The organism is Moorella thermoacetica (assembly GCF_001267405.1).
GTDB classification, from domain to species: Bacteria; Bacillota; DSM-521; order Neomoorellales; family Neomoorellaceae; genus Neomoorella; species Neomoorella thermoacetica.
Genome location: NZ_CP012369.1, coordinates 979404 through 999286, shown reverse-complemented (window position 1 = coordinate 999286; position 19883 = coordinate 979404). Strand labels below are relative to the sequence as shown.

The window sequence follows — 19883 nt, the reverse complement described above, 5'->3', positions numbered from 1 at the left end:
TACTCTAAGTCTTCGACACCAATCAGGAAGATTCCTGCCCTTAGGTTTCATCATTTGCGCCAAATAGTTCCTGGTATTCGTCCCAATTGGTGAGGATGGCCCGGGGTTTGGTTCCTTCATGACCGCCTACAAATCCCCTGGCTTCCATCATATCCATCAGCCGTGCCGCCCTGGTATAGCCTACCCGCAGGCGCCGCTGGAGCATGGAGATCGAAGCCTGGCCCGTTTCCAGGACCACCCTGACGGCAGCCGGGAAAAGCTCGTCCGTGGCTTCGTTATTTTCTTCCCCGACCTCTTCACCCTTTAAAAAATTAGGATTGTATTCCGGCCGGCCCTGTTGCTTCACATAGGTAACCAGGTCCTCAACCTCCCGGTCGGAGACATAAACCCCCTGGACGCGAATGGGTTTACTGGCTCCGATAGGAAGGAAAAGCATATCGCCCCTTCCCATGAGCCGTTCAGCCCCGGCCATATCCAGGATAGTCCGGGAATCAACCTGGGAGGAAACCGCAAAGGCAATCCGCGATGAGATATTGGCCTTGATTAAACCGGTAATAACGTCTACCGAGGGTCGCTGGGTGGCGACAACCAGATGGATACCAGCCGCCCTGGCCATCTGGGCCAGGCGGCAAATGGCGTCTTCTACATCTGCTGGAGCAACCATCATCAAGTCGGCCAGTTCATCAATCAAAACGACCACCAGGGGGAGGGCTTCCTGGCCGTTATTCTCCTTTTGCTGGAGACGGTTGTATCTGGTAATATCCTTGACTCCTGTTTCAGCAAAAAGCTGGTAACGTTTCTCCATCTCATTGACCATCCAGTGGAGGGCGGTCGCAGCCTTTTTGGGCTGGCTGACCACCGGGGCCAGCAGGTGGGGGATACCGTTATACTGGGTTAGCTCCACCATCTTGGGATCAATCATTAAAAGCTTCAATTCCTGGGGAGTGGCTTTAAAGAGCAGGCTGCAGATAAGGGCGTTTAAGCACACGCTCTTACCGGAACCGGTAGCCCCGGCAATGAGCAGGTGGGGCATCTTGGCCAGGTCGGCAATGACCGGATTGCCGGCAATATCCTTACCAAGGGCTACCGTCAAACGGCTGCTGGCTTCGGTAAAGGTCGGGTCTTCCAGCACTTCCCGCAGGTGAACGACGGCGATCTCCTTATTGGGTACTTCAATGCCCACGGCCGACTTGCCGGGAATGGGAGCCTCGATGCGCACCTGGGCAGCTGCCAGGCTCAAAGCTATATCGTCGGCCAGGCTGACGATCCGGCTCACTTTTACCCCCGGCGCCGGGTGGACCTCGTAACGGGTAACAGCCGGGCCACAGCTAACCTGGGTTACCTTCACCTTGACTCCAAAACTGTCAAAGGTATCCTCCAGGATCTTAATCCTGTCGGTAATATCCTTTTCCAGGCGGGGATTTTTAACCCTTACTGGACGACTTAAAAGGCTTAATGGTGGCAGGACATATGTCCCGGCCGGTTCCGAAGCACCTCCTTCCTCAGGGACAGCGGCGTTGTCCGCCTGGAGGTTAACCTTGGGTCGCCGCCGGTTTTTTTTGTCTTCCTCGGCAACAGGAGGGAGGGTACTCTCAGGATATACCTTGACCGGAACTGGTTCCTCTTTGCTAATAGCCGGCGTAATTACCGGCTGGGGTTCGGGTGGAGGATTGATGACTACCGGTACTGCCTCCTGTTCTTCCGGCTGGGATCCTTTCCTGTTTTTCCTTCTTTTTCCCTTTTCCTTTTTCGCAACCGGTTCCTCTTCGTCAACTTCGGTAAAAAGGAAAGCCAGGAGCCAGGCCTTAATAGCAGGGACTACTCTTCCTAACCCCTCCCCGATGCGGCGTAGTATACGGCTCAAGGAAATCCCCGTAGCCAGGAGAAAAGAAATTATCGTCAAAGCAGCCAAAACAATCCAGGTACCCAGGCGACCAAAAATAGACTTCAGCATCAAACCTACCACAGCACCGATGAAACCGCCACCCTCGCCGGCCAGGCCGCTCGCCAAGACTTCCTTATAGCTGTTACCGTTCACTAAAGGCTGATGCAGGGCGCTTAAAAGGGTTATAAAAAGTAATATCCCTCCGGCCAGCCTGGGCCGGGAATCCTTAACCCTGCCGCCAATAATGAGCCTTATTCCCCAGCCAGCCATCAGAAGGGGAAATAAGTATTTACCCTCCCCAGTCATGGCCCTTAAAAACTGGACCAGCAGCTGGCCAATAGCACCGATACTGGCCGCTGAACTCACATATCCAAGATCAAGTACATAGAGGCCCGCCAGGCAGAGAAAGGATAGCGCCACCAGGGCTACACCCATGATCTCGTTTTTTATCTTCTCACTCATGATCCTGGCAGGAGGCATTTTCCATCACCCCGGTTGCTACTATTCTACGCTGGGCGGCCAGATTCCTTGCACCGCCTTTAAAAAGTATCAATGTATGTTAACCCCTTTTAATCCTTATACTAATCTAAGCCAATCTAATGAATGAGGGTTTACCAAGAAGGAGGAAAGCTAAAATGCCTGGTCCCGATATTAATCCCAATCCGGTACCCAACCAGCCGGCAACGCCCCCACCCCAGCCCCAGAGGGAACCAGCCCGGGGTAATATTGGGCACCGTCCCGCCAATCCCGAGGTAGAAAACATCAGAGAGCTAGGGCAGGCCAATATTCCTGACTTTAAAAGTGAAATCCACTGCCTGCAGATAGTCGGCCAGATCGAGGGGCACCTGGTAATGCCACCCCAGAACAAGACTACCAAATATGAACATATTATTCCCCAGCTGGTAGCCGTAGAACAGGATCCCAGCATCAAGGGCCTTCTGGTGGTCTTAAATACCGTCGGCGGTGATGTCGAAGCAGGCCTGGCAATTGCCGAAATGCTGGTCAGCATGTCCAAGCCGGTGGTTTCCCTGGTCCTGGGTGGCGGGCATAGTATCGGCGTGCCCATTTCCGTTGCGGCAAATTATTCCTTCATTGCCGAGACGGCAACCATGACCATCCACCCTATCCGCCTTACCGGCCTGGTCATCGGTGTGCCCCAGACTTATGAATACCTGGACAAGATGCAGGACCGGGTCATCCGTTTTATAGTCGAGCACGCCAACATATCGGAGCAGGAGCTGCGGCGGCTGATGTTCCAGACTGGGGAATTGGCCCGGGATATCGGTACCATCCTGGTCGGCCAGGATGCCGTTAGAGTAGGGTTAATCGATGAAGTCGGTGGCCTGGCGTCTGCCGTCCGGAAAGTGAAGGAACTCATCGCGGCAGGCTCTCCCGGTCCGGGGAGGCGACACTAGTGTATGTCTACAGCCCCTTGCCCCCGGAGCTTATCTGGGAGGGTATGGATGACTTCTGCCCCCAGCGGCAGGAGTTCAGAGTGGGTCGCTTAACCCTGGAAATCGAACCCCTGGGCTTCAACCAGGCCCGGATAACCCGCCTTTTGAGTACTGACCCGGCCGACTATTTATATAGCCCCTACCAGCCGGGGTGCATTATCAGCTTTGCCCCGAAAAGCATAATCGACCCCCGCAGTCTCAATAATATAAAGCCTGCAGGATTATAAAGCCTCAAGTTCCGTACTCCCAAGCTGGCAGCAAAGAACCGGTGCCCGTGGCACCGGTTCTTTAGTAGCTACACCTCCATAATAATAGGCAGGATCATGGGGCGCCGCCTGGTTTTCTCGTAGAGGAATTTACTCAGGTTATCGCGAATATTGCCTTTAATGGTTGACCAGTCATTTACCTTGCGTTCACTACACTTATCAAGGGCCTGGCGGACCCTTTCTTTGGCCTCATCCAGCAGTTCCTCACTCTCGCGTACGTAGACAAATCCCCGCGAGATAATATCCGGCCCGGCGACTACACTTCCGGTTTCTTTACTCAGGGTAAGGACCACAATGAGCAGGCCGTCCTGGGCCAGTTGTTTGCGATCCCGCAGGACGATATTGCCCACATCACCCACTCCCAGGCCGTCAATCAGGAGACGACCGGCGGTGACGCGGCCATTAAAGTTACCTTCCTCCCTGGTAAACTCCATTACCTGGCCGTTCTCAGCCACAAAAATGTTTTCCGGGGGTATTCCCAGCTCTTCGGCCAGGCGGGCGTGTTTAATCAACATGCGGTACTCGCCGTGAACGGGGACGAAAAACTTGGGCTTGACCAGGCTGAGAACCAGTTTCAATTCCTCCTGACTGGCGTGACCGGAAACGTGAACCCCTTCAACGGCTTCATGATAGACATCGGCACCCTGTTTAAACAGCTGGTCTACCGTTCGCGCCACCAGTTTTTCATTGCCCGGGATGGGCAAGGCGGAAATAATCACCGTATCCCCTGGAACAATTTCAATCTGGCGGTGATCATTCCGGGCAATCCGGGTCAGGGCCGACATTGGCTCCCCCTGGCTGCCGGTGGATATGATTACCGTCTGGTTTTTAGGCAAGTGCGCCAGTTCGCTCAGCTCCACCAGAGTACCTTCCGGGATATTCAGGTACCCAATCTCCTGGGCAATATTGACCACGTTTACCATGCTGCGGCCTACCACAGCTACTTTGCGATTGTACTTGTAAGCCGTAGATATTATCTGCTGGACCCGGTGGATATTGGATGCGAAGCTGGCGATAATTATCCGTTCCCGTGCCCGGCGAAACACCTCATCAAAGGTCCCACCGACTACGCGTTCGGACATGGTAAAGCCCGGGCGTTCAACATTGGTGCTGTCCGACATTAGCACCAGGACGCCCTTTTCACCCAGCTCGGCAAACTTATAGAAATCAAAGACTTCCCCGTCGATTGGTGTATAATCGATTTTAAAATCGCTGGTGTGGACGATGGTGCCCACCGGCGTATGAATAGCCAGGGCGACAGTATCGGCAATGGAATGGCTGACGTGAATAAACTCAACCCTGAAAGGGCCGATTTTTAAAGTATCCCTGGGCTTCACCTGCTGCAGCCGGACACCGTTAAAGTTACCCTGTTCCTTCAGTTTAGCCTGAATCAGGGCCAGGGTTAGTTTGGTTCCATAAACCGGTACATTTAGATCCTTTAAAACATAGGGCAGGGCCCCGATATGATCTTCATGGCCGTGGGTGACTATAATCCCCTTTACCATTTGCCGGTTTTCTAGCAGGTAGGTGTAATCCGGGATGACCACATCGACACCCAGCAATTCATCCTCGGGAAAGGTCAAGCCACAATCGATGACCAGTATGCTGTTTCCGTACCTGATCGCCATCATGTTCTTGCCGATTTCCCCGAGGCCACCTAGGGGGATCAAGGAAACCTTACGCTCATTTTCGGCCATTAATCCACCTCCATCTTCAGTTTTCAAAGAAGCAAACCTGAGGCGCCAATTAAATACCGGGCCTGCAGTTCGCCGACCCGGTACTATTTACGTTCTAAACCAGCTATTTTTATTATACCCTATCTGGTCCCGGCTTGCAACCTTTTCGGGGACTATAACAGGCCTGTTTCCTTCAATGCAGCAGCGATTTTCTCCTTCTCCTCCCGGGTGGCCCCCACCAGGGGCAAACGCACCGGGCCGGCCGGCAGTCCCAACATCTGCAAGGCTTCCTTTACCGGCACCGGGTTACTGGTTATAAAGAGGGCTTTAAAGAGGGGAAAGAGTTCCCGGTGAAGAGCTGCCGCCCCCTGGACATCCCCGGCAGTAAAGGCCCTGACCATGGCCTGCATCTTTTCGCCGGCCACGTGGGCGACGACACTGATTATGCCGTAACCACCCACAGCCATCAGGGGCAGGGTCAGGGAGTCGTCGCCGCTATATACCAGAAAATCGGCCGGCGCCTGCCGCAGGATAGCCGTTGCCTGGTCCAGATCGCCGCTGGCCTCTTTTACGGCCTTGATATTCTTGATCTCAGCCAGACGTAGGGTTGTAGCCGCATCCATATTGCGCCCGGTACGGGAAGGAATATTATATAGGATAATAGGCAGGGTGGTGGCCGCTGCTATAGCTTTAAAATGCTGGTAAAGGCCCTCCTGGGATGGCCGGTTGTAATAGGGTACTACGAGCATCAAGCCGTCTACCCCCAGGGCCTCGGCTTCCCGGGAGAGTTCAATACTGGCGGCGGTGGAATTAGTACCTGTACCGGCGATGACTGCCGCCCGGTCGCCTACTGCTTTTTTAACCTCCCGGAAAAGGGCTATTTTTTCCTCGTGGGTCAGGGTCGGCGATTCCCCGGTAGTACCGGCAACCACCAACCCGTCGCTGCCGTGGTCTACCAGGTAGGCGGCCAGCCTGCGGGCACCGTCTAAATCTAATTTCCCGTCCGCTGTAAAGGGAGTCACCATTGCTGTGAGGATCCTACCCCACTGCATAAACTTTCACCTCGCCTGTTTTACCGTCGTTAAGTTTAAACTCCCGATGAAGGGTTTGTACGGCCCGTTCCATATCCTTCCTGTCCACCAGGCACCAGATAGAAGTATAGGAATCTGCTGACTGGAGAATTTTAATGCCCTCCCGCTCCAGGGCCGTAACAATGGTAGCCATGACCCCGGGTACGCCGCGCATACCGGCCCCTACCGTGGCCACCTTGGCGCAACTGGGGCGGGCAGTCACCTTCAGGCCCAGCCCTTCAATCAGTTCCCGGGCCTGCCGGGCAACCTCGCTTTTAACGGTAAAGACCAGTTCCCCGGGAAAGATATTGATAAAGTCCACGCTGATATTATTTTGAGCCAGCAGCGGGAAAACCTCCCCGGCTCCCTCCCCTGAGGGGAGGGAAACCCGCAACTGGGTCAGACCGTCCATGTGGGTAATGCCGGTAATGACCCGGTCCCGGCTGATATGGACGCCGGTGACCCCCGGTTGCCAGGCTACCACCAGGGTACCAGGGCCGTCATTAAAGGTTGACTTGATCCGTAAGGGAATATTCTTCTGCCGGGCTATTTCTACGGCTCGGGGGTGGATGACCTTCGCCCCTTCATAGGCCATCTGACAAACCTCATTGTAGGTGATGGTGCTCAGGGTCCTGGCATCGCTGACAATATGTGGGTCGGCAGTTTTAACCCCATCCACATCGGTAAAAATTTCAACTGCTTCCGCACCCAAGGCCACTCCCAGGGCCACCGCCGTGGTGTCGCTGCCACCACGGCCTAGAGTGGTTACTTCCCCGGATTCAGTGACTCCCTGGAAACCGGCTACCACCACTACCCGGCCCTGGTCAAGGTAGGATTGAATCCGGCGCGGTTCAACCCTAAGAATACGGGCATCCCCAAACTGGGCGTCGGTAATGATGCCGGCCTGGCCTCCCGTCAGGAAAACTGCCGGCAGATCCTTACTTTTAAGGAGCCCGGTCAGGACCACCCCGGAAATAACCTCGCCACAAGCCAGGAGGAGATCCCGCTCCCGGGGCTCAACCTCGTTATCCCCCAGCAGTTCAAGGAGGGTATCGGTAGCATAGGGCGCGCCCCGGCGCCTCATAGCCGAAACGACTACTACCACCTGGTAACCCACCCGGCAGGCCCTTTCGATATGCCCGGTTACCACCAGTCGTTGCTCGGGACTGGCTACCGACGTACCACCGAACTTTTGGACCAGGACCTTCACGCCGGCCACCCCTCTTTACTTGTTTATTAATACCCTGCCAGGCCTGGAGCCGGGTGCGCCGGGGTTAAAACTTTTACTTTTTTCCTAAAGAAGGCCTTCCTGCAGCAGTAATTCGGCAATCTGCACGGCATTGGTCGCTGCACCCTTGCGCAGGTTATCGGCAACCACCCACAGGTTCAGGCCGTTGGCAATGGAGAAATCCTCCCGGATACGCCCGACGAATACCTCGTCCCGGCCGTCGGCCTGGATGGCCAGGGGATAGGCCTTATTATCAAGATCGTCGACTACCACCACCCCGGGGGCCCGGCTCAAGAGTTCCCTGGCCTGGGAGGCCGTCAGCTTTTCCCTTGTCTCTACATTAATTGCTTCCGAATGGCCGTTAAAGACCGGAACCCGTACCGTGGTGGCCGTCACCCGGATATCATTATCTCCCATAATTTTCTTGGTCTCGTTGACCATCTTCATTTCTTCCTTGCTATAACCGTTCTCCAGGAAGATATCGATATGGGGCAGGCAGTTGAAGGCAATCTGCCAGGGGAAGACCCTGCCGCTCACTTCCCTGCCCTCCAAGACCTGCTGGCTCTGTTTCCGCAGCTCATCGATGGCTTCCTGGCCGGCGCCAGAAACAGCCTGGTAGGTCGAGACTACTACCCGCTTGATGCCGGCGGCGTCATACAGGGGCTTCAGGGCAACCACCATCTGAATGGTGGAGCAGTTGGGGTTGGCAATCAGCCCTTTATGCCAGCGTACATCCTGGGGATTAACCTCCGGTACCACCAAGGGTACCTCCGGATCCATACGGAAGTTATTGCTATTATCAATTACCACTGCTCCGGCGGCCACCGCCGCCCGGCCAAAGATTTTACTGGCTTCACCCCCGGCAAAGAGGGCTACGTTAACCCCGGCGAAGGATTCCGGAGTGGTTTCCTCAACGCGGTACTCCTCGCCCTTGAAGGTGACTTTCTTTCCTGCGGAGCGACTGGTCGCCAGGACCTTTAACCTGCCGACGGGAAAATTCCTTTCCTCCAGAACTTTAAGCATGGTCTGGCCTACAGCTCCGGTACCTACTACGGCAACATTCAAATTCGCCATCGCTGTTTGATCTATCCTCCTGTCACCTGCCCCTTTTCCGGAGACCCCATTAAAACAGGCTGAATCTGCCTGCCCTCCAGGGCTGCCACGATGGTAGCAACAAGCAAATCCATCCTGGCTACCAAGGAGTTGGGTTTCTTTTCTGGATCATCCTGACCAAAGGGAACCAGGTAGATATTTTTAGTGTTCATAATCCGGCCCAGGTTGACAGCATTGGCCCCCAGGCCATCGTTACTGGCAATGGCCAGCACTACCGGTCGCAGGTTGCGTAACTGAGCCTTGGCGGCCATTAAAACCGGGGTATCGGTAATCCCGTTAGCCAGTTTGGCCAGGGTGTTACCGGTACATGGAGCTATAACGAGAATATCAAAGAGTTTTTGGGGGCCAATGGGTTCGGCCGCAACAATAGTATCAATGGCCTTATGGCCAGTAATCCGTTCCACTTCGGCCCGCCAGTAACTGCTGGTGCCATAACGAGTATCACTATCCCTAACAGCCGGGGAGATGATGGGTACAACCTCTGCCCCTTCGGCGATCACCCTGGCCAGTTCGGGCATCACCGCAGCCAGGGTACAGTGAGAACCGGTGACGGCAAACCCTACTTTTTTACCCTGTAACATTTTAAAAGCACCTCCGTAGGGTTTACAGCCGTTCCAGGCACTCTAAGATCAGGGTAGGATAGAGGCGGGCCAGGATAAGCCCCGCCGTCCGGGGAGCGACCTTCCCCGGTAGCCCGGGTGCCAGCATGGCCCGGCGTTTCATGGCGGTAGCAGCGGCAAAATCTATCCCACCGGGAGCCGATGCCAGGTCAATAATCAGGACCCCCGGGCTGGTGGCAGCCAAAACGGACGCTGTCAGGACCTGGGCGGGCACAGTATTAAAAATCACATCTGCCTCCCCGATTACTCCTGCCAGGTCAGTAAAGGCTACCGCCCGCCACCCTTCGGCATAGGCCCGCGCCCGGTCGGCCGCGCCCCGGTCGACCACCGTTACCAGGGCCCCTACTCCGGCCAACATGCGGGCCAGGGTAAAACCAGTCCGCCCCAGCCCCAGGACAAAGGCCCGGCTACCGTGGAGGGTAATAGGCAACTCCTGCATGGCCAGCATCAAGGCTCCTTCGGCAGTAGGAATAGAGTTCAAAATCGCCATTTCATCCCTATCTGCCGTTTCAACTAGTTGCCAGCCCCCAGTAATTGCCATTTCCTTGAGCAGGGGGCGGGCGACTCCCACCAGGACCAGGGTCCCTGCTGGTATGGCTTCCGCCAGTTCCTGGTTGAAATAAAGGGGCTGCTGGCTCCCGGGGGCGTGAATCCGGCCCTCGGAGTTGACCCCCGGTACCGGCAGGATGACTACCCGTACTCCCCGGACGGTCGCGCGGGGATCATCATAACAGGCATAACCGCCCCCTCCTGGTACTTCTGGTAGGCCGCAGGCCTGGACCTCAGCTCCCTGCCGCAGCAATTCCTCCAGGAGGATTGCTTCCCGGGCATCGCCCCCCAGCATTGCCACTTTAATGCCTGTTAGCATCCCACCCATCCCGGAACGACCTCCTGCAAACTTAGTACACCTGTACTAATAGTACACCTGTACTACTTGCAATATATGTGGAGCCCTTCCGGGAGGTGCCAGGTCTAAAATTCCAGCAGGTTTTCCAGCCCGTAGACCACCCCCTTGAGCTGGCGGACCTTCTTTATAGCCAGGAGCAGCCCGGGTAAAAAGGCTTCCCGGCTGGTGGTATCGTGGCGAATGGTCAAAAGCTGGCCCTGCCCCCCAAATATTACCTCCTGGTGGGCTACCGCCCCCGGCAGGCGAACGCTGTGGACAGCCAGGCCCTGGTAAGTAGCACCCCTGGCGCCGGCCACCTTTTCTTCCGCCGGGGACGGCGTAAGGGGACGGTTTACCCGGGCAGCCATCAATTCAGCTGTTTTCAGGGCCGTTCCCGAAGGGGCGTCGATTTTCTGGTCATGATGTATTTCAATGATCTCCGCCCGTGGGAAATAACGGGCCGCTTCTTCGGCAAAATGCATCATCAAGATTGCTCCCAAGGAAAAATTTGGAGCGACTACCGCCCCGACCTGGCGGGCCTCACAGAGCTGGTGTAATTCATCCAGCCGCTCCAGGCTAATGCCGGTGGTGCCAATCACCGGGCTAACGCCCTGCTCCACTGCCAGCCGGGCGTTGGCCAGGGCCGCCGCAGCTACTGTAAAATCGACCATAACCTCGGGCCGGGCACTGGCGATCACCCCGGCCAAATCCTCCTGGATGATTACTCCCGCCGGGGGGAGACCGTTCAAAGAACCGATATCTACGCCTACTTCCCGGCGGTCTACGGCCCCGACCACGGCAATGTCCTCTGTTTGCAACAATCCCCGCGTCATCTCCCGGCCCATACGGCCGGCCGCTCCGGTTACAACAACTCGTATCGTGGCTATCACCTCGCTAAAAAAATAAGAGAAAACCATGAGCATCCCGCCCCGGTTTTCTCCCGGATCACCAGAATACTCATCTCGCCAGGCCGCATCGTGTGAGTAGCGCTCCACCGTGATGGTGACAGTCCGGTGCTTATTCAGCCACCGGCCCAGGAAGACGGCCCGGGCCAGCCATCTCCCTTCGGCAGCCAGGCCCTTTCTTACCAGTTCACCGGGGCCCCCCTCACCGGTAATACTCTTGCCGGCTGCACCTCTACCCCACTGCACACGAGATGAGGTTAGTTTTAATTTGTTGCCCCTATGATACCACCGGGGAAGAGAACTGTCAATCTTTCTGGCGGCGGCTGTAGGTCGGATCCATATCGACCACCACTAACTCATTGCCCACCTTACGAACCGCCTCCCAGGGTATGAGGAGTTCCTGACGGCTACCAAAAAGGGAACGCCAACCTCCCCGCGGCGGCAAAATAATCGCCGCTACCCTGCCCTCATCCGCATCCAGGACCAGATCGGCATCGGCGAAATTACCCAGCCGGGAACCGTCGTAGAGGTTAATTATCTCCTTTCCCATGAGTTCTGTAAAGCGCATGTGCACCACCTACCGCCCTTTGAACCGGGGCCAGAGGCTGAAAAACACGGGCTGGAGGAAAGCTACCAGAAGGGCGACTATGGCCAGGGGGTCGACCTGGACCCGACCGATGGTAATCACCTCTGGCAGGTTGATTTTTAAAAAGCTTACCAGGAGAACCAGGGACAGGTAGATCCCACCGGCCACAGCTACTAACTCGGCCAGAGCCCTGGATGCAGGGCTGGCCACCGCCTCGACATTACTGCTCCGGTAATGGTGCACCTTGAGCCAGAGGGCCACGAAAAAGAGGAGTAACAAAAGTGCCAGGAGCAGAACTATTTCCATACGCTATCACCCCTCTAAAACCTATGAGGGGGAATAGCCCTTTTATTCTTCCTTGTCCGCCCACCCGGCGGCATATTCCTTCTGGTCCGTCAGGCCTTGCTGGCGACGAAAATTCACCTGGTTTTTGGCCAAATAGGCCTGGTAAAAATCCTCAGCTGTAATCCCGGCTTTGAGGCACATGCTGACCAGGAAATGCAGGATATCCACCAGTTCCCCCTTAATGGCCTCGTGGTCCAATGGGTGGGGATTCTTCCACCACTTAAAGTTTACTTCGTCCAGGAGCTCTCCCAGCTCGGCGACTATAGCCAGGACTTCTTTCTGGATCCACTCAGCGGGGCTATAATCTGGCAGCTGCCGCCGCCGGGCCAGGTCCCGGTCAAAGCGCTCCTGGAGTTCGAAGATATGTTCCAAACGGTCCACCGGTTTCTCCTCCCTATCGCCTTTTATCGCAGTAATCAATCCCTGCTCTAGACCTGCCCTCAATGGGGGCTCCCCTACAACCCTGCGGAGCTGGCGATGGCGGCCAAGTCCAGGGGTTCTACCTCCGGCCCCAGGGCGGTCAGGGATAGGTATTCCGGCCGGAAAAGCCGCTGCGCCAGGGCCTGGACGTCATCCCTCGTAACCTGGTTCAGGCGCTCGATTACTTCTTCGGCCGTGATTACCCGGCCAAAAGAAACCTCCGTTTTCCCCAGGCGGCTCATACGCTGGCTGACACTCTCCTGACCCAGGAGAAGATTGCCCCGGATCTGGTCCTTGGTCCTTTTTAACTCCTCTTCGGTAACGCCGTTGTTCTTCAGGGACGCCAGTTCTTCCAGAACCAGTTGCACCACCTGCCGGTAATTATCCGGGCTGGTACCGGCGTAAACAGTAAAGAGGCCGCTGTCGCCGAAACCGGCATGGTAGGAATAGACAGAATAGGCCAGGGCGCGTTCTTCCCGGATAAGCTGGAAAAGGCGGGAACTCAGGCCGCCCCCCAGGATATTGTTTAAGGCCTGGACAGCATAAATAGCTGGATCATCCTGGGCCAGTCCCGGCACACCCAGGCAGATCTGGACCTGTTCCGTATCCTTGACCTGCATACTGGTGGCCGCCCGGTTTACAGGCGGGTGGAATTGGGCTGCCTTGCCCGGACGCCTTTGCCGGCCGAAGGATGCTTCCAGTTTGACTATCAGTTCGGAGGTATTAAACTTACCGGCAGCAGCCAGGACAATATTGGCGCAATTATACTGTTCCTGGTAGTAGCGGTATATGAGATCCCGGTTTAAAGCAGCCACTGTTTCATAGGTCCCCAGGATAGCCCTTCCCAGGGGATGGCCCGGCCAGATGGTCCGGGCAAAAAGGTCGTGGATCAATTCATCCGGGGAGTCCTCGTACATTTTAATTTCCTCCAGGATCACCCTTTTTTCCTTCTCGATATCTTCCGGGGCCAGGAGGGAATTAAAAAACATATCGCTTAAAACATCGATAGCCAGGTCCAGGTGTTCCGCCAGGACCCGGCTGTAAAAGCAGGTATATTCTTTAGTTGTGAAGGCATTGATGACCCCGCCGACTGCTTCCAGTTCCTCCGCTATCTGCCTGGCAGTACGCCTGGTAGTCCCCTTAAACAAAAGGTGCTCCAGAAAGTGGGAAACGCCCTGGTTATCCTCATCCTCGTTACGGGACCCGGTCCGTACCCATACGCCCAGGGCTACGGAATTAACAAAGGGGATTTCCTCGGAGACTATCCGGATACCGTTCTCCAGGATTTCTTTCTGGTACATTCCCTTCCCCCTAACTTTTTTTCATCTATTTCGTTCCAGAAGGGCCGAAAACCTGCCGGCATGAAAAATATTACTACCCAGGGAGATTAACCGCGACCACCAGGGAATTGCCCTGACATCCCCGGTGGCCACCAGGGGAGCGGCCGCGACCTCACGGCCTGCGAAAAGTATCTGCACCCGCCCCAATTCCTGACCCTTTCTTACCGGCGCCCTGGCGGCACGCGGTAAAAGCACCTTTTTTTCCAGCTGGCCGCTCCGGGCCAGGGGTGCCGTGAAGCCAGCGTCCATAGCCGGGGCCACGCCGATGCTGGTCATTTCTCCGTTGGGAATATATACCTGGCCCAGGGGTTCCCCGGCTTTCACCATTTCGCAATAAAAATTTTTAAAGCCATAATCCAGGAGGGTCCTGGTGTCGCCGTAACGATCAGCGCTGCCCAGGACCACGGCAATCAACTGGCGGCCCCCCCTTGTCGCCGAGGCCACCAGGCACTGGCCGGCGGCTGCGGTAGTGCCGGTCTTGACCCCGTCGGCCCCGGGGTAGCTTTCCAGGAGGCGGTTGGTATTATAGAGATGGCGTACCCCATCCGGTCCCGGGATCTGGTCTTCAACTGTGGCCACCAGGCGGCGAAAGACAGGGTTACCCAGGGCATAGCGGGCTATTAAGGCCAGGTCGTAGGCTGAGGTATAATGGCCCGGATCAGGGAGACCGTTGGGGTTATTGAAGTGGGTCGTACGGGCTCCCAGGAGCCAGGCCTTGCGGTTCATCAAGAAGGCAAAGCCGGCCTCGGAACCGGCCAGTCCCTCGGCAATGGCTACGGTGGCATCGTTACCGGATTCAAGGAGAGCCCCTTTTACTAAATCCCCCAGGGTCAAAACTTCCCCCTTTTGCAGGTAGATACTGGCCCCCGGGGTGGTAGCGGCATTTTCGCTTACCTTAATAGGGGTATCGAGCCGGCCCAACTCCAGGGCCAGGATGGCCGTCATGATCTTCGTCGTGCTTGCCGGGGGTCGCTTTTCCCTGGCACCTCGCTCATAAAGGACCTGCCCTGTGCTTGCTTCCATCAAAACGGCCGCCGGCGCCGTAATTTGAAGTTCATCAGCCGCCTTTACCGGGCTGGAACCCAGGAAACAAAAAACAACCAGCGCTAAAATCAGGACTACATGTTTCACATGCTTCACTCCCTGGAAAATTCCCTGCTTTTTCGGGCCCCTGGCAGATAAAGAGCCCTCCCGGCAGGCTAATCCCAGGTTATTATCTCCAACTGTGGCATACCTTATAAAAAAACGGGTGCTCACCCGTTTGGAAGTATCTCAGAAGTTGTTACCAGGGCATATCCCCGTTCCTTAAGTTGCTTTAAAAGTTCCGGCAGGGCCTTCGCCGCCGGTTCCGTCGGGTGCAACAGCACAATGGCCCCGTTCTGACACTTGGGGAGTATCGTGGCCAGGATATCCTCCGGCTGGGTATTGGGCAGGTAATCACCGGTGTTAATCGTCCACATGATAAACTTATAGCCCAGGTCGCTAGCTGCAGCCACTACCTGGGGTTTACTCTCCCCGTAGGGTGGAGAGTAGAGGACGGGTTTTTTCCCGGTAATAGCCTTCAACGTTGCCTCGCCTTGAAGAATATCCTGGCGATTTTCCTCCCGGCTGAGATTGTCGGGATGGGGATGGCTCTGGCCGTGGTTGCCGATTTCGTGGCCGGCAGCGGCCATCTGGCGGACCAGTTCCGGGTGGCGTTCTGCCCACTGGCCGGTAGGGAAAAAGGTCGCCCTGGCTCCGACCTGTTCCAGGGCGGTCAGAATGGCCGGCAGGTATTCCTCTCCCCAGTCGATAGTAAAGGTCAGGGCTATTGCCTTCCGCTCCGGATCACCCTGATAAATGGGCTGGGTTTTCATGACCGGTACCGCCGCCCTGCCGAACCACCGCCAGCAGGTAAAACCCAGGAGAAGGAGTAATCCGAGTATAGCCAGGAAGCCCCAGCCTTTAAACCCATGCCTCTGCCAATAAAACACATACATTGACCGCACCCCTTTATTCGGTTGCCTGATCAATGTATATGCATCTATCGGCGCCTTCAGACTAACGAGATTGTCTGCGGTTGTTTAAGCCCCGATGGCCGCCTTCCCGTCCAGCCCGGCGAAAGTGGCGGTGCCCCCCTTCCCCGACCGTCGACTCATTGAGGGCCTCTTTACGTGAGAGTTTCAGCCGGCCCTGGGGGTCAAAACCGATGGCCTTGACCAGGATATAATCGCCTTCCTGGACTACATCCTCCACTTTTTCTACCCGTTCGTTGGCCAACTGGGAGATGTGGACCAGCCCTTCCTTACCGGGCATCCCCAGCACCCCGGGTATTACCTCTACAAAGGCACCAAAGTCAGTCACCCTAGTTACCTTGCCGTTGTATACCTTACCTGTTTCCACATCCTGGGTCAAGGATTCAATAATCTTTAGTGCCCGCTCCCCGGCGGCGGCATCGGTAGAGGCAATGAAGACGCGTCCGTCATCCTCGACGTCAATCTCCACCCCGGTCTCTTCAATGATCTTTTTAATGATCTTACCGCCCGGGCCGATAATATCCCGAATTTTATCCGGGTCAATGGTAATAGTCAGCATCCTCGGGGCATATGGTGAAAGCTCCTTGCGCGGCTCCGGGATAGTTGCCAGTATTTTATCGAGGATAAAGAGCCGGCCGCGGCGGGCCTGTTCCAGAGCCCGTTCCAGGATGGATCTGTCGATCCCGGCAATTTTAATATCCATCTGCAGGGCTGTTATACCCTTTTTCGTCCCGGCCACCTTAAAGTCCATATCTCCCAAGGCGTCTTCTAATCCCTGGATGTCCGTAAGGATGGCTACCTGGTCGTTCTCCTTTACCAGGCCCATGGCTACCCCTGCCACCGGGGCCTTGATGGGCACCCCGGCATCCATGAGGGACAGGGTGCTGCCGCAGACGCTGCCCATGGATGTTGAACCGTTGGAGCCCAGGACTTCCGATACCAGGCGAATAGCATAAGGGAATTCCTCTTCCGAGGGGATCATGGGCTCCAGGGCTCGCTCGGCCAGGGCTCCATGGCCAATCTCCCGCCGCCCGGGGGCTCTGATGGGGCGTGCTTCACCGACGCTGTAGGGCGGGAAATTGTAATGATGCATATAGCGTTTCGATTCATCGACTCCCAGGTCGTCGAGGATCTGCTCATCGCTAATGGGCCCCAGTGTAGTGACCGTCAAAACCTGGGTTTCTCCCCGGGTGAAGAGACCGGAACCATGGGTGCGGCTTAAGACCCCCACCTCGCAGGTGATGGGCCGGATCTCTTCCAGGGTGCGCCCATCCACCCGGATACCTTCCGTAAGGATCATGCGGCGGACTATTTCCTTCTCGATCTTGGTAATCAGCTCTTTTATCAGGCCAGGGAGTTCGGGGTTGGCTGCCAGGGCCTCTTCCTGGCCCTCCAGGATCAAGTTGTTGATTTCCTCCCGGCAGGCGTCTAACTGTTTATTCCGTTCCTGCTTGCTCCACTTCTCGTCACGGCTGCGATAAATAACCTCACGAAGCCTGGGAGTAGCAATCTCCCGCACCCGGCTCTCCCATGCCGGGTCTAGCTGGGGGGCAACTAGCTCCGGTTTTTCCTTCGCCAGGCCCATGGCCAGGGCTTCTGCACGAAATTCATTGATAAAGGCAACAATCCGCTTGATCTCTTCATGACCTTGCATTATACATTCCAGCATCAGGTCTTCAGGTACTTCTTTAGCGCCGGCTTCTACCATCATGATGGCGTTGGCTGTGCCGGCCACGGTAAGATTTAGACTGCTCCGGGAATCTTCCTCCAGGGTCGGGTTAATAACCGGGCGGTTGTCGATTAATCCGACACTTACCGCCCCAATGGGCCCGGCAAAGGGTATCGCCGAGAGCATCAAGGCTGCCGACGCCCCGATAATACCAGCCACATTGGGAGGACAATCCTGGTCGACCGACATCACCGTAGCCACCACGTGGACATCGTTGCGGTAGAATTTAGGGAAAAGGGGCCGGATGGGGCGGTCGATCAACCTGGCCGAGAGGATGGCCTTCTCGCTGGGCCGTCCTTCCCGTTTAATAAACCCTCCCGGGATTTTACCGGCAGCATAGAGCCTCTCTTCGTAGTCAACGGTAAGGGGAAAGAAGTCGATTCCTTCCCGGGGTTCCTCTGAAGCTGTTGCCGTTACCAGGACCATGGTGCCACCATAACTAACCATAACTGCTCCCCCGGCCTGTTTGGCCAGGCGTCCGGTTTCCAGGGTCAGATCCCGGCCGGCAACAACCAGGGTTTTACGTAATACCCCTTGCATTAGTTATAAATAGCCTCCTCTACTCTTATCCTTATAAACCCAATTTCATTCGACATTGATCATAGTATTTCCTTCCAACAACACCTTAAATACTGTTAAGAAGTCATTAAAAAAGGAGCGGTTCTACCGCTCCCAGAAAAATTAGCGTCTCAAGCCCAGGGACTCGACAATCTGCCGGTAACGCTCAACATCGTTTTCGCGCAGGTAATTGAGCAATCCCCGGCGTTGACCAACCATCTTAAGCAATCCCCGGCGGGAGTGATGGTCCTTATGATGTACCTGCAGGTGTTCTGTTAGGTGGTTAATGCGTTCCGTTAGAATGGCAATCTGTACTTCTGGCGAACCGGTATCATTCTCATGTTTTTGATAGCGGGCAATAATTTCCCTCTTTTTGGCTGCATCCAGGGCCATCAACTTCACCTCCTTTATTCCAGCATCCCCAACCGGCCAAGAAAAGCGTCGGAGCTTCGCTAATCCTCGCCACGGGTTCATTAGCTATATTATAAGCTGTCCCGGCAACAAACGCAACTTCCTTTTACCTGCCTATTTTCCGATAATAGTAATTACCAGTCGCCCGGCCAGAACATCCTTCACCACCATGTCAAAGGGCCGTCCCGTACTGGCCATAAATCCCCGAAAACGGGTCGCCGTGGGTATATAACCGGGTATACTCCGGGCGGCTACCCGGATATCGCTTTCATTTATCTGATCCTGGCGTAAATCCTGCAGACGTTTCCTGGCATGGGCGGTAATAATTATCTTCATCATCCCAGCCCCAATCCGCCCTGGTAAATTTTATTAAACCAGTATATTTTACGCCAGGAATTCCAATCTGGTTACGCCTGCCGGTCCCTCTGCTCAAGAATTGAAAACCGATGTCCTCCCAGTATGTTACGGGCCTGTTCCCGATCAGCCTCCATTTGGGCCTTTAACTCCCCGGGGCTGGCGAATTTCCGCTCCTGGCGGAGGAAAGCCCGGAATTCCAATTCCATTTCTTCATTGTAAAGATTGCCGCTAAAATCCAGTAAATGGGCTTCAATGGTCGCCGGCAGGGCCGAGCCGAAGGTTGGCCGTCGGCCTATGTTTACCACTGCCTGCCATTTCCGGCCCCGGAAGGAGGCTAAGCAGGCATAAACGCCGTAGGCAGGCAACTTCAACTCCGGGGGTACGGCCAGGTTGGCAGTAGGGAAACCCAGTTGCCTGCCGTGCTGATCGCCGGCAACAACCCTGCCAGCCAGGACCGGCCAGTAACCGAGGAGATCCCGCGCCAGGCCGATGTCACCATTTTCCAGGGCATTACGGATGGCCGTGCTACTGACGGTGAGACCCCGCAAGGTTACCGGCCCCATCACTTCAACCTTAAAGCCCAACTCCTCCCCCAGGCGCCGGAGGAGGGCCGGCGTGCCTGCTCCCCTGTGGCCAAAGGTAAAGTTAAAGCCCACCGCCACCAGACTGGGATGGAAATGAGCCCATAAAATCTCCCGTACAAAGGCCTCCGGTTCCAAGGCTGCCAGGGAGGGGGTAAAGGGTAATAAAAACAGGTGGTCTATACCCAGCTGGCCAATAAGTTCAATTTTCCGTTTCGTGGTTGTCAACAACCCTGGCGGGCTACCTTCAAGAACCCGGGCCGGGTGGGGGACGAAGGTAATAACCACCCCCTCGCCCCCTCCGGAGCGGGATTTCTGGACAACACTGCCTATTAAGTGCTGGTGACCCCGGTGGACGCCGTCAAAATTCCCCAGGGCCAGATTGCAACCATTCATCGCCCTTTCGGCGGGCAGTCCCTGCCAGACCTGCATCTTGAC

General features: G+C 55.8%; 20 protein-coding genes and 1 riboswitch. Of the genes, 2 read left to right on the top strand and 18 right to left on the bottom strand.

Annotation, left to right across the window (positions count from 1 at the left end):
* Positions 1–40: 40 nt before the first annotated feature.
* A complete protein-coding gene (locus tag MOTHE_RS05000) occupies positions 41–2347 on the bottom strand; it encodes a DNA translocase FtsK (protein ID WP_236683287.1) in 2307 nt (768 codons plus the stop codon).
* Positions 2348–2520: 173 nt separating this feature from the next.
* Here MOTHE_RS05000 and MOTHE_RS04995 point away from each other — a divergent pair, with 173 nt between their 5' ends.
* Both MOTHE_RS04995 and MOTHE_RS04990 read left to right on the top strand, forming a co-directional pair.
* Entirely contained in the window at positions 2521–3300 is a 780-nt protein-coding gene (locus MOTHE_RS04995) for a ClpP family protease (protein ID WP_053094744.1), read from the top strand.
* The gene (locus MOTHE_RS04990) at positions 3300–3566 is read left to right on the top strand and encodes a YlzJ-like family protein (protein ID WP_011392584.1); all 267 of its coding nucleotides are present in this window, start codon (positions 3300–3302) and stop codon (positions 3564–3566) included. Before MOTHE_RS04995 ends, MOTHE_RS04990 begins: the two co-directional genes overlap by 1 nt.
* Before the next feature lie 68 nt (positions 3567–3634).
* Here the strand turns inward: MOTHE_RS04990 and MOTHE_RS04985 are convergent, their stop codons facing one another.
* The 17 genes from MOTHE_RS04985 to MOTHE_RS04905 all read right to left on the bottom strand — a co-directional run bounded on the left by MOTHE_RS04985 (position 3635) and on the right by MOTHE_RS04905 (position 19877).
* The gene (locus MOTHE_RS04985; protein WP_011392583.1) at positions 3635–5302 is read right to left on the bottom strand and encodes a ribonuclease J; all 1668 of its coding nucleotides are present in this window, start codon (positions 5300–5302) and stop codon (positions 3635–3637) included.
* Between the two features lie 152 nt (positions 5303–5454).
* Positions 5455–6333: a 4-hydroxy-tetrahydrodipicolinate synthase gene (gene dapA / locus MOTHE_RS04980; RefSeq protein WP_011392582.1), complete on the bottom strand. Its 879-nt coding sequence runs from the start codon at positions 6331–6333 to the stop codon at positions 5455–5457.
* Positions 6320–7561 carry an aspartate kinase gene (dapG, locus tag MOTHE_RS04975; protein WP_053094743.1) on the bottom strand — a complete coding sequence of 414 codons (1242 nt, stop codon included), beginning with the start codon at positions 7559–7561 and terminating at the stop codon, positions 6320–6322. The genes dapA and dapG overlap by 14 nt, the downstream gene beginning before the upstream one ends.
* A gap of 84 nt (positions 7562–7645) precedes the next feature.
* Positions 7646–8653 carry an aspartate-semialdehyde dehydrogenase gene (locus tag MOTHE_RS04970; RefSeq protein ID WP_011392580.1) on the bottom strand — a complete coding sequence of 336 codons (1008 nt, stop codon included), beginning with the start codon at positions 8651–8653 and terminating at the stop codon, positions 7646–7648.
* A gap of 11 nt (positions 8654–8664) precedes the next feature.
* Complete coding sequence (locus MOTHE_RS04965; protein WP_011392579.1) at positions 8665–9273, bottom strand: dipicolinate synthase subunit B; 609 nt, start codon at positions 9271–9273, stop codon at positions 8665–8667.
* Positions 9274–9295: 22 nt separating this feature from the next.
* Positions 9296–10189: a dipicolinate synthase subunit DpsA gene (gene dpsA / locus MOTHE_RS04960; RefSeq protein WP_011392578.1), complete on the bottom strand. Its 894-nt coding sequence runs from the start codon at positions 10187–10189 to the stop codon at positions 9296–9298.
* A gap of 95 nt (positions 10190–10284) precedes the next feature.
* A complete protein-coding gene (dapB, locus tag MOTHE_RS04955) occupies positions 10285–11115 on the bottom strand; it encodes a 4-hydroxy-tetrahydrodipicolinate reductase (RefSeq protein WP_053095224.1) in 831 nt (276 codons plus the stop codon).
* Positions 11116–11174: 59 nt separating this feature from the next.
* A riboswitch (Lysine riboswitch) is annotated at positions 11175–11346 on the bottom strand.
* A 61-nt stretch (positions 11347–11407) separates the two neighbouring features.
* Positions 11408–11671 carry a YlmC/YmxH family sporulation protein gene (locus MOTHE_RS04950; protein ID WP_025774520.1) on the bottom strand — a complete coding sequence of 88 codons (264 nt, stop codon included), beginning with the start codon at positions 11669–11671 and terminating at the stop codon, positions 11408–11410.
* A 9-nt stretch (positions 11672–11680) separates the two neighbouring features.
* Complete coding sequence (locus MOTHE_RS04945) at positions 11681–11995, bottom strand: hypothetical protein (protein WP_011392575.1); 315 nt, start codon at positions 11993–11995, stop codon at positions 11681–11683.
* Between the two features lie 42 nt (positions 11996–12037).
* Complete coding sequence (locus MOTHE_RS04940) at positions 12038–12415, bottom strand: dUTPase (protein ID WP_053095223.1); 378 nt, start codon at positions 12413–12415, stop codon at positions 12038–12040.
* A 74-nt stretch (positions 12416–12489) separates the two neighbouring features.
* Positions 12490–13755, bottom strand: a complete 1266-nt coding sequence (locus tag MOTHE_RS04935; protein ID WP_011392573.1) for a M16 family metallopeptidase — start codon at positions 13753–13755, stop codon at positions 12490–12492.
* A gap of 21 nt (positions 13756–13776) precedes the next feature.
* Positions 13777–14925: a D-alanyl-D-alanine carboxypeptidase family protein gene (locus tag MOTHE_RS04930; RefSeq protein ID WP_162490050.1), complete on the bottom strand. Its 1149-nt coding sequence runs from the start codon at positions 14923–14925 to the stop codon at positions 13777–13779.
* Positions 14926–15047: 122 nt separating this feature from the next.
* The gene (locus tag MOTHE_RS04925; RefSeq protein WP_011392571.1) at positions 15048–15773 is read right to left on the bottom strand and encodes a polysaccharide deacetylase family protein; all 726 of its coding nucleotides are present in this window, start codon (positions 15771–15773) and stop codon (positions 15048–15050) included.
* A gap of 61 nt (positions 15774–15834) precedes the next feature.
* Positions 15835–18078, bottom strand: a complete 2244-nt coding sequence (locus MOTHE_RS04920; protein ID WP_053094741.1) for a polyribonucleotide nucleotidyltransferase — start codon at positions 18076–18078, stop codon at positions 15835–15837.
* A 141-nt stretch (positions 18079–18219) separates the two neighbouring features.
* A complete protein-coding gene (rpsO, locus tag MOTHE_RS04915) occupies positions 18220–18489 on the bottom strand; it encodes a 30S ribosomal protein S15 (RefSeq protein WP_011392569.1) in 270 nt (89 codons plus the stop codon).
* 132 nt (positions 18490–18621) lie between these two features.
* Positions 18622–18843, bottom strand: coding sequence for a hypothetical protein (locus MOTHE_RS04910; RefSeq protein WP_025774505.1), 222 nt, complete (start codon positions 18841–18843; stop codon positions 18622–18624).
* A 71-nt stretch (positions 18844–18914) separates the two neighbouring features.
* Positions 18915–19877, bottom strand: a complete 963-nt coding sequence (locus MOTHE_RS04905) for a bifunctional riboflavin kinase/FAD synthetase (RefSeq protein ID WP_053094740.1) — start codon at positions 19875–19877, stop codon at positions 18915–18917.
* Positions 19878–19883: the final 6 nt, after the last annotated feature.